The sequence below is a fragment of the Eubacterium sp. AF17-7 genome (assembly GCF_003461285.1).
Lineage (GTDB): Bacteria > Bacillota > Clostridia > Lachnospirales > Lachnospiraceae > Eubacterium_U > Eubacterium_U album.
The window spans coordinates 346,337-358,481 of the sequence record NZ_QTWU01000001.1 but is presented as its reverse complement, the minus strand read 5'-3'; the positions used below and the strand labels follow the sequence as shown (position 1 = coordinate 358,481).

Sequence of the window (12,145 nt, the reverse complement as noted above, 5' to 3'; positions counted from 1 at the left end):
AATTTGCACCCACGATTCCAACCCAAAACCAATTTTATTCTACCCAAAATCAGTATTTTTGCGTTTATCCAATCGTAGCTTCTGCTTTATAGTTTTTCGGATTCACTCCGTATTTCCTTTTGAACGCCGCTGCGAAATTGCTCGCTTTTGAATATCCCACCAGTATAGCCACCTGGCTGACATTCAAATTACTTTCTAACAGCAGGCTTGCCGCCTTTTCTAACCGCTGGTCGATGACATACGCATGAACCGATGTTCCAAACAGGGAGGAAAAGCCCTTCGTCAATTTTGAAGTGCTGATATTGACCTGACGCGCCAATTCCTCGCAGCTCGGAGCCAGGGCAAGCTGGCTGTCAATAATTCGCTTTGCCTCTATGATGGAATCCCGGTCACTTCTGGAAATTGCAACGTAGGTTGACGCGAGAATACTCAGTTCCAGGACCTCGCTCAAATATACCGATAGCAGCTCAAAGACCTTGCTTTCCAGAAACAGGTATCCCAACCCGCCGCGATATTGCGTGAAGTCTTGCAGCTCCGCAAAAATGTGTTCCATATAGGGCGTGATATTCACCTTTGATATGCCGTCCAATAATTTTTTCTGATAGACCTCGATCTCACCAGCCTCAAAGTAGTCATTCAGAATCTTATAGAAATAGGATAGAGGTATTTTCACATTTTTGAAAAGGAAATCGCTCTTTTTAGAATAGCACAGATATTCCATTTTCCCGTGGCCGCGATAAATACAGGATTCACCCTTTTGTATGCTGGCACTTTGCCGGTTGTCTGCGATATTCCAGGAAACGCCGTCATTGAAGCAGAACAGCATTTGTATGTATTCTTCACTGCTCACTCCCTGCACGTTCATATCCGAAAAGTAATTCATTCTCCAGTCTGAAACAACTGCTCCCTGTTTCGTGACGATCTGCGAAATCTGACCGGTTCCCATGTCTGCCGGAATATCTATGGTGATCGTCTGCGGTGAATTAGAGAGCAGATCACGATAAAGATTATTCATGTATTGATTTGTCATGTATGAGCGCCCTCCTTATGGTTAGTCAAAGCTAATCATAGTTTACAACACCAACCTGGAAAAGTCAATTTGTATTCCTTGTGTATACCGCAGAATCCATTTCACATCAAAACATCGTAGATACCACTTCAATGCTATTTCAAAAACGTAGTGGCAATTAATTTACGAATTATGCCAACTCATCGTACATTTTTATCCTTTTGCATTATTATTTCTTTGTTCTTATTATCATTTGCAGCATTATCTCTCAAATAATTTTCAAATGCATCTGCATTATACTGATATTCCTGTGGTTCAGCGACCATCGGTGAATATACAACCTCTGCTTCCACTCGCTCAGCTTCTGCCCTCTCCGGCTCTGTCTGTTCCACGCTCTTCACATTACCCTTATGCTTTTCCTTATCTATCTGCACATTCATTGCCAGATTATCCAGCTTATCAATAGATGCATCCAGATGCAACTCCATTAATACAAGCATCTTTTTCACTGCTTTCATAGGTGCAAGCACTGCTTTGTTTATTGGATTATTCTGTTTTTTCTTCGAATAATCCACTTCCGGCTTATCTGCAAAAGTACGGAATGCATTGACTGTTGTCTGTCCTGCTTCACGAAGTTCTTTTCCAAGCAATGCAGTTTTGGCTATATCCTTATTCGAAGTCTTGATTGCTCCTCTTACATTCTCCCGGATATTAAGAAGTTTATTCTTTATTCCTAAGAACTCTGATACTCTGTATAATACTTCTCTACCTTTTACCTTAGCTTCATCAACAATGCTTTTTGCAGTAGATTTCACCTGCTCTTTCACCTGAAACACCTGTGATTTAATCTGCTCACATCTTGTGTTAAGTCGCTCCTGTGCCTCTGATAATGCCTTTTGGGCATTATTGATAAGCGTATCTTCCTGCATTTCCTTAATCTGGTTCTGCATATTGGTAAGTTCTTCCGTCATGGAATCAATCTTTTTCTCCAGTCCATCCACATAGCTGCATATCTCAAATACATCATTTGCCTGCTCTTTCATGGCATTTTTCTTTAACAATTCGAGAAGTTCTCTTATGACCTCCTCATTGGTAAGTGTTTTTCCTGCTTCCATATCCATTCTGTTTCCTCCATTCATAAACGGGGCAGCCTTGGCCGCCCCTGTACCTTGATTACTAATTATCGAAAGGGTGTAGCCTCTTTGTCCTTCTCTTTATCGGGATTGCCATGATGTTTCTCTGCACTCTCTCTTGCCTTTTCGTTGCTCTTATCCTTTGCTTTCTCATATTCCGAGATAATCTCATTATAGAGTTTTTCCCTGAAATCCTTTGTGACCGGATAGCAGACATCCTGATAGATTGGCTTGCCCTGCTCGTCCACCTGCTTTGTCTTATAAGAAGGCATTGATACAAAGATTTTCTCTTTTCCCTGCACGATATTGATATTATTTACGATGAAACTGTTTTCAAAATAAATACGTGCAAGTCCCTTGATGTTACTGCCTTCCCTCTCATAAGGTGTCACAGTTACGGAAAACTCAGGCATTTCCTGTGTTCTGTCCTGCTTCTGTGTCTCCTCTTTCTCCGGTTCCTTGATTCTTGCATAGGCATCAAGGATATTGGTATAGAGTTCCTCTCGAAACTCTGCTGTGATAGGATTGCACACATCCTTATAGATGACGCCATTGCTTTCATCACGCTCATTGGAGCGGTATCTAGGCATTGATACGAAAAGCTCACCCTTGTCCTTATTCTCAAGGATTGCAATATTGGTAATCTTAAATGAATCCCCAAATACCACTGTGGCAAATCCCTTGATATTACTGCCCTCTTTGCTTCTTACTTCGTTTACTTTAATTGAATACTTCATACGCTATTCCTCGCTTTCATTATCTGTATTATTAGTTTCCGGTATGACAAGCTCACACCAAAGCTGTTCTATCTGTCCACCTGACATCCTGCCATTTAACCAGTTGCCAAGAGTAACAACAAATCCATCCTGCTCATAATAGAGCCATTCCTGACTTTCGATGTTTCCTTCATACACAACTGTCACATCAAAGTCCGGCATAAAAAGTCTTTCCCCTTCATCCCATACACAGGCTATTCCCTGCCTAAGCGTAAGGTTAAGACTCTCTATATACACAGCCCATCCGCTTATGACAAGCTGCATATCTTCATCTATCTCTGCAATGTCATCTGCTATATCAATAAGCTCCTCTGACTCTGATACAGCTTCTTCCACATCACACAGTCTGTATCTTTTATTCATCCACAACTGCCTCCTTATATCTGCATCTGACCACAAAACGCATAGTACCCTTCTGCGAACAGGTAAAAAGAGTTAATTCTTTTTTCTCTCCCTGAGTCTTGATGCTGTTGTCATAAGGATTTACCACCTCTGTACCTGTTACTTCATAGATATGAGTCTGTCCGTTTTTGTCGATAATTGTCACATCATCTCCTATGGAAATCTGATTTAGTGGTGTGAAAAATGTGCCATATCTGCTGCCATTATGACCGCACAGCACACAGTTACCACTTTCTCCGATTCCTGCTGTCTCAGGTATGTGACCAATCCCGACATTAAGGACATCCACACTCGTTCCTTCCATTACCGGATATCTGATATCTATGCTCGGTATCTCAATGATGCCGATAACACCGCCTTCTTTAAGAATGGCTTCATCCTCTTCACTAATGGAGGTTTGCTCTTCCTCCACATCTGTTTCTTCATCGTAATCATCCTCCAATGTCTGCTCAAATTCACTTATGAGCTGTTCTGTCTGTTTTTCTCCTGTTGCCCGCCAGAAAAAAGGGACTGCCATAATGGCAATCCCTGCTGTAATCAGTAGTCCTGCGACCACTTTTCTTATGCTCATATTATTCACTCTCCTATCGTGTTCTGCCCTCTCTGTCGGCTGGATAAGCACCTTTATCCTCTGCTACAATTGCTGCAGATTCCATCCTGTCATCTGCTTCTCTTTCTTCCTCCGGTCCGCTCAGGTCTGCATCCACAGCCTTTGCGTTCTCAAGGTCAAGCTGGGCATTCAGTTCACACTGCCTTGACAGCTTTTCTTCCAGTTCCTTGCTGTATGCAAATGGCTTGTCATACTCTGCCTTTGATGCTTCAAGGTCATTCTGGTACTGCTCAATCTTCTTTTCTAAGAAATCAATGTTCTCATGGAGTCCATTGAACAGGTTTTCCAGCTTTACCATGCTGCCGACCGGACTTGTGGAAAGTTCTGCCTTGTACTCAGTCTTTCCACGAAGCACCATATAATTGATACCAAGGAAGTTCTTTTCCACAAGCAGCTCAAATCCATGGAACTTGCCGATTGCAGTTGTCTCTCCGGTCTTGCATTTGCTGATTGCTTCAAGCATCATCGTTCCTCCATCCACACGCTCTGTGTAGGTTGCTTTGCCTATGGTAATGGCAAATTCCGGATTATCAATCAGTTCTTTATCCCTTGCCTTTACATCTTCTCTTACATTGGCAAGCTTTTCTGTTGCTGTCTTAATAAGCTTCGGGTACTTAATCATAAAGTTATCCTGCAATCCATATCTCTGATTGTCATAGGATGCCTTTAAGAGCTTTAATCTCTGGACATCATTGTCAATCTCCATCTTTTCCTTGATTAAAGGATTGCCTGTGGCAACCGCTTTAATCTCTGCATAGGAAAGTGTTGCCTCATCGATATCCTCACAGCTTCGGCTTACAGCCTTGCTTGTCATGACCTGACTGATGAATCGCTGCTTATTTTCAACAAGCGACCAGTTGTATGCATCAAAAGTTCCTTTGGTGACATATCTATAGATTGCCACCTCTTCATTTTCGTTGCCCTGCCTGATGCCTCGTCCTTCCCTCTGTTCAATGGAGCTTGGCTTCCAAGGACAGTCCACATGATGCATTGCAACCAGATGTGTCTGAACATTAACGCCAGTACCACATTTATCTGTAGAACCTATAAGCACTTTTTTCTTACCTGTTCTCATTTCCTTAAATAGTGCATCCCTCTGTGCGTCGGTCTTTGCATCATGGATAAATGCTATCTCCTCTGCCGGAATACCATACTGTATCAGTGTTTCCTTCAGATAATCGTAGATGGTAAAATCCTTATCCGGTCCCGGTGTGCCGATATCCGAAAAAATAAGCTGGCAGCCTATATGACCGTTGGCATTTCCTTTCTCATATTCTTTCCATACATTCTCCGCTACCTTATTGAGCTTTCCATCTGGATTATTTGGTGCGTCCTTATCAATCAGCCTTGCATCTGTTCCGAGTAATCTTGCCTCATGAGTAATCTTTAGGAAGTTGTCCACACTTGGATCAACTCCACCACCTCTGATACGCTCTGCCCTCACAACAAAGTCTTCCATAACCTGCTTTACATACCAGTCAGGCTCTGACTCCACTATGATAGGCTTGCCGCCACGAAGAGCCGGCACATCAAGGTCAAGCATGTCTGCGGTCTGCACATCTGCTACTTCACGAAAGATATTCATAAGCTCCGGCAGATTCGTAAACTTATTGAATCTGCTTTTAAAACGGAAACCGCTTCCCTCTACAGTAAGCTCCAGTGCTGTTGTCACTTCACCAAAGTTCGCTGCCCAGGAATCAAAGTGATAAATCCCCATCTCTTCAAGTGCCGCTTTCTGTAAGTAAAGCTGCATGACATACATCTCACACATGGTATTGGATATTGGCGTACCTGTCGCAAACACAATGCCTCTGCCATCATTTATCTCAGACAAATACTGGCATTTAAGCTGCATATCCGTTGACTTCTTCGCTCCACTGCTGCTGATACCTGACACATTATTCATCTTGGAAAAAATCGCAAGGTTCTTAAAATTGTGCGCTTCGTCAACCATGATAGAGTCCACACCAAGTTCCTCAAAGGTTATAAGGTCATCCTTCCTGCTCTCATCTGATAAGGATTTCAGCTGCTCCTCCAGCTTTTTCTTCTGGCTTTCCATCTGTTTTACAGTCCAACGCTCCCCGTTACGCTCCTTCATCTCATCAATCGCATAGCTGATTTCATCAATCTGCTCATTGAGCATTCTTTCCTTTCTCTCTGCTGAGATCGGGATTTTTTCAAACTGCGAGTGCGACATGATGATACAGTCATAGTCACCTGTTGCAATCCTTGATACGAACTGCTTCCTGCGGCTCTTTTCAAAATCACGCTCTGTGGCAACCAGGATATTTGCTGACGGATAAAGCCTTAAAAACTCTGATGCCGTCTGACCGATAAGTGGCTTTGGAACAACCATGATCGTCTTATTGGCAAGTCCGAGTCTCTTCTGCTCCATGCAGGCAGCCATCATCTCAAAGGACTTTCCGGCACCAACGCAGTGTGCCAGCAGGGTGTTTCCTCCAAGAAGGATTCTTGCCACCGCATTCTTCTGATGTGGCTTTAACTCAATCGCCGGATTCATTCCCGGAAACTGTAAGTGACTTCCGTCATACTCACGCAGACGGATGTTATTGAATGTCTCGTTGTAATACTCCACATATTTCTGTCTTCGCTCCGGCTCTGCAAACAGCCATTCCTTGAACTTCTCCTTGATCATGTTCTGCTTTTCCCTTGCAAGCATTGTCTCGTTCTTATTGACTTCGTAATGATATTTGCCATCACCGTCATCAATCCTGTCCCTTACTGTTACAGTTTTAAGATTCAGCGTATCCTCAAAAATAGAATAAGCATCCATGCGGCTTGTACCATAAGTCTTAGTAGCTGCCACTGAATGCTTATCCATGCTCTTATTCTCGATGAACCATTCCATGCTCATCTTATTTAAGTGTACCTGAATGCCTGTATTGTAAAACTGGCTTCTGACTGCTCTTGCTCTTCTTGGTGTATTGAGAAGCTCATAGATAAACTGCTCATAATCAAGCGGTTCAATCCATGTCGTACCAATTTTTACATCAATGTCTGATGCTTCAATCCACTCCGGCTGCACCTTTTCAAGTGCTGCCACATTGCCTGCAAATCTTTCTGCCTGCGGATTGTCTGTATCAGCTGCCATAGCCTTTGCCACACGAAGCTTGTCTCTCACATTGCCAGAAAGATACTCGTCTGCTGTCTCCCAGCCGATGTCCGGATTGTTCTCGTTGTAGCGGTCTGGATTTAGGAAAATCAGTCCGTCCAGCTCTTCCACAAGAACTGCCCTTCTAAGCTCTGCTAATGCATCGTCACTTAGAGTTATCTCATCCACTGTCTGTCCGGACTCTTCTGCAAGCTTTTCCTTTGCATTTGTAATATCCGGCTCATAGATAGAGAGCATATAGGCAAGATTTACATATCCAAATTCATTGACGGATACATTTAATGCTTCCACAGCGGTCTCCACTCTGTCTATGACTGTCTTTGCCTTAATCGTCTGCTTATAAAACATATCCGCTTTTTTCACCTCCCCATCTTCGTTTACTTCCTCAAGACTGCAAAGAAGTGGATAATCGCTGTCATCCCTGAATGCTATTCTGTTTGCTTTTGAAGTAATGGCTCCATACTGCTTTACGAAGGCATCATATTTTACATTAAGAAGTCTCTGCTTATCAGAAAGCTCCTCCTCGCTGCAGCCATCCATCTGGATATCAATCAGATCTCTTGTTATCTGTCTGATTTCATCAAGGCTTCTGATTCGCTCCTCGGCAGTCTGTGATACCTCTTTTCTTACCATCTCGGAATTTTCCCTGTAATAGAGCTTTCCTTCAAAAAATGTGTAAGTGTAGTTTCTCACATCCGGATCAGCCGGGATAACTTCCTCTGTCTGCTCCGCCTCATCTGCCACTCTCTCAAAATCTGTCATCTGGGCTTTGATATTACTGATAGCTTTGTTTAATGCTTCATACATGTTGAAGTTCTCATCATCATTCACACAGACTGTATACCTGCTGTCCTGTCCGTAAATCCTCGTATCATACTCCATAGCCCCAAGCATCATTTCCGGATGCTCTGCAAAATAAGAGTTGACTGCAATGCCATTCTCAGTCACACCAAGGTGTACCCAGTCCGGCTCAATATCAATCTTTCTCTCCCTCTTCTGCAGAAACAAGATATCTGCTGTCACTTCGGTTCCTGCATTATCTTTAAATGCAGTATTCGGAAGTCTTATCGCTCCCACAAGTTCTGCTCTTTCAGCCAGATACTTTCGGATAGTAGGATTTGCCTTATCAAGTGTTCCCTTTGTGGTAATCACCGCAACCATGCCTCCCGGTCTTACCTGATCAAGTGCTTTTGCCAGAAAATAATCGTGGATACGGAAGTTATACTTGTTGTACTTTGGATCAAATACCTTGTAATCACCAAATGGCACATTTCCGACAACCACATCAAAGAAGTTATCCGGATATGTGGTATTCTCAAATCCTGCGATACTGATATTGGCATTCTGATAAAGCTGCTTTGCAATTCTTCCTGAAATGCTGTCAAGCTCCACCCCATACAGCTTACTTCTCTGCATAGGCGCCGGCATACTTCCAAAGAAGTTACCGATACCCATAGATGGCTCTAATACATTGCCGCCTCTGAAACCAAACTGGACAAGTGCCGAGTTCATGCACATGGCAATCTCCGGTGAAGTGTAAAAGGCATTGTTTACTGTTGCCCTAGCTGCACCGTATTCCTCATCAGATAAAAGGTCTTTCAGCTCTGCATATTCTTTGCTCCAGCCTGCGTTTTCCTCGTCAAATGCCTGTGACAGTCCGCCCCAGCCGACAAACTTCGACAAGATTTTCTGCTCATCTGGTGTGGCAAGGCGGTTCTCTGACTCAATCTGCTTTAAAGTGCGGATTGCGTCAATGTTCCACTTGTATCTGGTCTTGGCACCGCCTTTTTCCAACTCCCAGAGATTGTAATGGAAGTTGTGCTTTTTCTGATTGTCAGCAACTGCCAGTTCTGTTTCATCCTGTAACTGAGATTCTTCGGTTGATTCTCTTTGACTGTCATCTCGATGCAAATCATCAGATACATCAACTGACGCTGGTTCGACATTATCTGACACAATACGACCATTCTCGTCAATCTTGGTATTCCAGCCATTTGCAATCGCTCTTTCCCTGGTTTCAAGACGATTGGCTCTTACACTATCCTCGATATCAAAGAATCTCTTATAGACCGGATTCATCTTATCCCTGTCAGCTTTCTGCTTTGTCTCCTGATAATACTTTTTCTGGTCTTCTCCACAGTAAAATGGCTGTTTTACCATATAGGATAAAATCTCGTATAACTCACGCCAATCGAGTGCACCTTCCTTACGCACACCATTCCTGTTCTTATAGCTGATCTTCACATATCCGCTTCTGATTGAGTACTCCACAAGACCATACTTATTGTTGGAATATGCTTTTCTTTCTGCATTATCTGTCCCTAATGCAATATCCCTGATAAGGTCAAGTTTATTGGGCATAAATGCAAAATCAGACTGCACCACATCCATAAGGAATGCCCTAAACGGAGTGTAGCAGCTGCAATCTGTTACAAGAATCTCCGCCGCATCACGCAGGTCTTCATCAAGCTCTGCAATACGCTTGGAATAATCAATCGGTGTAATATACTGAAGCTCTGATGGATCTTTTTCAGATGTTTCAGCTTCTATCTCGGCACCATATTCTGCCTGTGTTACCATGCGGTCTTCATCGGCAGCTTCCTGTGGTGTCATGCCTTTTGCACTTACATAATCTCTGTTAGAAGCATAGCTCTCCGGCTCATCCGGTATTGCATAATCATCAATCTCTGATTCTGCCTCTTCCAGTTCCACTTCCCGATATTCGGCATCAATGATCTCATCATCCTCACGGAGTCCGTCCATCGCAAGCTCATCAATACGAGGTGTCTCAGGCTGGTATTCCCCTGTAAGAATAAGGACACCAAGCTCTTTTTCGATATCTTTCCATGAAACATATCCTTCAACCTCTCCATCCTCATCTCGCCACTGAAAACGCAGTCCGTTCCCATGAAATGTGTCATATCCGTGCAGTCCCAGTCCGTCAACCGGCCAGCCTGCACCTCCCTGACCATATTCTGCTTTGATACGCTTTGCTCTGGTTCCTGCATCAATCTCTGTTTCAAAAATCTTGCATACCCTGCCCTTACCACCGATAAAACCTGTACCTCTCATAAGCACCTGTTTGATATACTCACCTGGTACTGTTGCAGACTTTTTGGGATTCAGGTAATTGTATTTACCTGCTAATGCAGCTTTTCTGTCCTGCTCGAACTGACGCATAAACTGATTATTGTTTTCGTCCTCAGTATGAATGGTGCCAATGCTTGCCTGCCCATTCTGGTCGAAAAAAAAGGAAGCCTGTGTATATTCGGCTTCCTTACTGACACCCAATGAATTGATTTCATCAAGTTCCCTATTCAGTTCTGTATCATCTGATTCTAGTGGAATCGCATCACTATCTGATTCAGTACCACTTCCTCTGCCTGCATCTTCGCCTGCTCTCTTATCTTCCACATCTCCATTGTCGATGACGGATCCTGTGGCTTGTGCTTCGCCAGATACTGCATCTCTAACTGGTCGTACAGCTGATTCGCTTCCTCCTCTACCGCTGACATCTTCTCGTACATCTTCCCGAATCTCATCAGCGTCTTGTATCTTGCCGGCTCGTTCTCTTTGAGATAGTTCATCGCCATCCTTCCGTATTTGCCCAGCTTCGTGAGATTCTCCGTCTCGTCCGGCATCTCTATCTGCGGATAAAGCAGTCCGTCCACTTCCTTGTAAGTCATTTCTTCTAACATATCCAATTCTCCTTTCGCTCTCGATTGCCTTTAAGTTACGACTAAATTCTCTAAGAACACTACAGGAGACATCGCATACAATGGAACCAAGACGGTAAATGATCTCTTCGTCTTTGATATTTACGATCTGACTAAAATCCTGTTCTTGCACAGATAAGTCAAATCCGCATCTCGTCCCTACAGCATACATGACACTTGCATATACAAGCTGCTCCATGTCCATTTCCTGCTGTAAGCCATTGCGTTTCTTACTTTCTTCCTTTATCACACTACCTGATAGCTGCATAAGCTCGGTCATTCGGTCTCCGAACTCTTCTTTTATTATAAGCCAAACATCTGTTCCTGTAAACTGTTTTAATATATTTTTTAGAGACTCCCTGTCGCTGTTATCGTATTGCTCAATCTGACCTTCTGACACAAGAAAATCCACATAATCCTTAAGATTTTCTCCCTCAAGGTCCCATGTCAGTTTGACATTCTTCCCTCCGGTATCACTGATATCAAAGATATACCTCATGCGTGGATTCAGCGCCCTCGACGGGAAGATAGCGCAGCCTTTCGCACCACGCTTTACATATCTTCCCACCTTTTTCCAGGTATCATAATCTGCCATGAGTGTGCTTTTTTCCGGAGGTCTCTGAGCTGTTACCATAACGATATTGTCAAATTCATAGCGGTATAACTGACCTGCGACCTTTAACACATCCTTCCAGTTCTTTTCTGATCTGGTGATGTTACCAATTTCAGAATCGTATATCGCTTTGACCTTCATATCAACGCCCATACCTTTGTCCTCCTCTACTTAAACATTTCTGCAAACAATCCCTTAAATAGCTTTAACTCATCCTTATCCAGCTCGATTGCAAATTCATTGTCGATTGCCTGTTTTTCGCATTTATCCTTTTTCTTTGCAATCTTACGCACCACACGAAGAATCACATAGCACTCCTTGGACTTTGCAATGCTCTGTTTAAAGGTCAGCTCATCCTCATCGACTGACTTCTGTGTCTGATAGATAATCTCTTTTAACTTATCATTGATACCATCTACTTCCTCAAGGGAAATAATAACGGATGCCTTAGAAGCACCCGATCTGTCCCACTCCTTATGAAGTTCCTTTACTAAAAACTCCATGTTCTTAATTACTGTTGTTGAATCACTTTTCATCTTGCTCTTCCTCCGTTTTCTTTTAATGAAGAAGGGCGCTGACCTTCGCTGATAGGCGCAAAATCAACTCCCTTCATGTCCTCTGCTCCAAGGACTATCTGCTCTGCATAATACATATCCATTGCCTTATTGATGGCATCATCAAGCGACTCTGCCTTTACTTTCTGTACTCGTGAAAGCACTTCCTTTATCTCAACATCAAATTCCTGCTCCATAT

General features: G+C 43.2%; 8 protein-coding genes. All 8 read right to left on the bottom strand.

Annotation, left to right across the window (positions count from 1 at the left end):
* Positions 1 to 64 precede the first annotated feature (64 nt).
* The 8 genes from DWW96_RS01490 to DWW96_RS01455 all read right to left on the bottom strand — a co-directional run bounded on the left by DWW96_RS01490 (position 65) and on the right by DWW96_RS01455 (position 12,143).
* Positions 65 to 1,030 (bottom strand): AraC family transcriptional regulator, encoded by a 966-nt coding sequence (locus DWW96_RS01490; RefSeq protein ID WP_019160804.1) that lies wholly within the window; start codon positions 1,028 to 1,030, stop codon positions 65 to 67.
* 179 nt (positions 1,031 to 1,209) lie between these two features.
* Positions 1,210 to 2,130: a DUF6674 family protein gene (locus DWW96_RS01485; RefSeq protein WP_117908541.1), complete on the bottom strand. Its 921-nt coding sequence runs from the start codon at positions 2,128 to 2,130 to the stop codon at positions 1,210 to 1,212.
* 59 nt (positions 2,131 to 2,189) lie between these two features.
* On the bottom strand, positions 2,190 to 2,879 hold the full coding sequence (locus DWW96_RS01480; RefSeq protein ID WP_117908539.1) for a SpoVG family protein: 690 nt from the start codon (positions 2,877 to 2,879) through the stop codon (positions 2,190 to 2,192).
* 3 nt (positions 2,880 to 2,882) lie between these two features.
* Positions 2,883 to 3,281, bottom strand: a complete 399-nt coding sequence (locus DWW96_RS01475) for a hypothetical protein (protein ID WP_117908538.1) — start codon at positions 3,279 to 3,281, stop codon at positions 2,883 to 2,885.
* A complete protein-coding gene (locus tag DWW96_RS01470; RefSeq protein WP_117908536.1) occupies positions 3,274 to 3,891 on the bottom strand; it encodes a class D sortase in 618 nt (205 codons plus the stop codon). Before DWW96_RS01470 ends, DWW96_RS01475 begins: the two co-directional genes overlap by 8 nt.
* Positions 3,892 to 3,904: 13 nt before the next feature.
* Entirely contained in the window at positions 3,905 to 11,545 is a 7,641-nt protein-coding gene (locus DWW96_RS14590; RefSeq protein WP_117908534.1) for a helicase-related protein, read from the bottom strand.
* Positions 11,546 to 11,559: 14 nt separating this feature from the next.
* Entirely contained in the window at positions 11,560 to 11,928 is a 369-nt protein-coding gene (locus DWW96_RS01460) for a hypothetical protein (RefSeq protein WP_005340528.1), read from the bottom strand.
* Entirely contained in the window at positions 11,925 to 12,143 is a 219-nt protein-coding gene (locus DWW96_RS01455) for a DpnD/PcfM family protein (RefSeq protein ID WP_008395326.1), read from the bottom strand. The genes DWW96_RS01460 and DWW96_RS01455 overlap by 4 nt, the downstream gene beginning before the upstream one ends.
* Between the last annotated feature and the right edge of the window lie 2 nt (positions 12,144 to 12,145).

Excerpts from the sequence above, each read along its gene's own strand:
- DWW96_RS01490 (WP_019160804.1), bottom strand. The coding sequence starts at position 1,030 with ATGACAAATCAATACATGAATAATCTTTATCGTGATCTGCTCTCTAAT.
- DWW96_RS01485 (WP_117908541.1), bottom strand. The coding sequence starts at position 2,130 with ATGGATATGGAAGCAGGAAAAACACTTACCAATGAGGAGGTCATAAGA.
- DWW96_RS01480 (WP_117908539.1), bottom strand. The coding sequence starts at position 2,879 with ATGAAGTATTCAATTAAAGTAAACGAAGTAAGAAGCAAAGAGGGCAGT.
- DWW96_RS01475 (WP_117908538.1), bottom strand. The coding sequence starts at position 3,281 with ATGAATAAAAGATACAGACTGTGTGATGTGGAAGAAGCTGTATCAGAG.
- DWW96_RS01470 (WP_117908536.1), bottom strand. The coding sequence starts at position 3,891 with ATGAGCATAAGAAAAGTGGTCGCAGGACTACTGATTACAGCAGGGATT.
- DWW96_RS14590 (WP_117908534.1), bottom strand. The coding sequence starts at position 11,545 with ATGGGCGTTGATATGAAGGTCAAAGCGATATACGATTCTGAAATTGGT.
- DWW96_RS01460 (WP_005340528.1), bottom strand. The coding sequence starts at position 11,928 with ATGAAAAGTGATTCAACAACAGTAATTAAGAACATGGAGTTTTTAGTA.
- DWW96_RS01455 (WP_008395326.1), bottom strand. The coding sequence starts at position 12,143 with ATGGAGCAGGAATTTGATGTTGAGATAAAGGAAGTGCTTTCACGAGTA.